This window comes from Arsukibacterium sp. (assembly GCF_036735525.1).
In the GTDB taxonomy this organism is placed as follows: domain Bacteria; phylum Pseudomonadota; class Gammaproteobacteria; order Enterobacterales; family Alteromonadaceae; genus Alishewanella.
Genome location: NZ_DAINOE010000100.1, coordinates 6,613 through 7,695, shown reverse-complemented (window position 1 = coordinate 7,695; position 1,083 = coordinate 6,613). Strand labels below are relative to the sequence as shown.

Annotated in this window: 1 protein-coding gene; it reads left to right on the top strand. The window is 44.7% G+C overall.

Features of this window, described 5'->3' with window-relative positions; genetic code table 11:
• On the top strand, positions 1 to 1,035 hold a 1,035-nt coding region (sufB, locus tag V7D78_RS14865; protein ID WP_333609242.1), incomplete at its 5' end, for a Fe-S cluster assembly protein SufB.
• Positions 1,036 to 1,083 lie beyond the last annotated feature (48 nt).

The window sequence follows — 1,083 nt, the reverse complement described above, 5'->3', positions numbered from 1 at the left end:
GTGACCACTTTCCGTGAAAAACTTAAGGAAGCAGGCGTTATTTTTTGTCCCATTTCTGAGGCGATCAAAGACTATCCAGAGTTAGTCAAAAAATATCTTGGTGCTGTTGTGCCTCGTTCAGATAACTATTTCGCCGCACTAAATAGCGCGGTATTTACCGATGGCTCTTTTGTTTATATTCCTAAAGGCGTTCGCTGCCCAATGGAACTCTCTACCTATTTTAGGATTAACGAACAAAATACCGGACAGTTTGAGCGTACATTAATCATTGCCGATGAAGATAGCTATGTAAGTTATCTCGAAGGTTGTACTGCACCACAGCGTGATGAAAACCAGCTGCACGCTGCAGTGGTCGAGTTAGTCGCACTGGATAACGCACAAATCAAATACTCTACGGTACAAAACTGGTATCCCGGAGATGAAAATGGCATAGGTGGGATCTACAACTTTGTCACTAAACGTGGTTTGTGCCAAACCAATGCCAAGATTTCCTGGACTCAGGTCGAAACCGGATCAGCCATAACTTGGAAGTACCCCAGTTGTGTACTTAAAGGTGACAACAGTGTCGGTGAGTTTTACTCGGTCGCCTTAACACGCGGACATCAGCAAGCGGATACCGGTTCCAAAATGATTCATCTAGGGAAAAATACTAAATCCACGATCATTTCTAAAGGGATCAGTGCCGGCCAAAGTAATAACGCCTATCGCGGTCTTGTACATATGGGGCCAAAAGCCGACGGGGCGCGTAATTTTACCCAATGTGATTCGCTGCTCATTGGTGATCGCTGCGGTGCACATACCTTTCCATATATTGAAAGCCGTAACCCCGGTGCCAAAGTCGAGCATGAGGCCACCACATCCAAAGTGAGTGATGAACAACTTTTTCTCTGTCAGCAACGCGGGTTGGATGCTGAAAAAGCAATTTCAATGATTGTTAATGGCTTTTGTAAAGCGGTATTTAAAGAATTACCGATGGAGTTTGCCGTCGAGGCAGGCAAGTTATTAGAAATCAGCCTCGAAGGCTCAGTAGGATAATCCACACATGCTTACTATTAAAAATCTGCACGCGCGAGTTGAACAAAA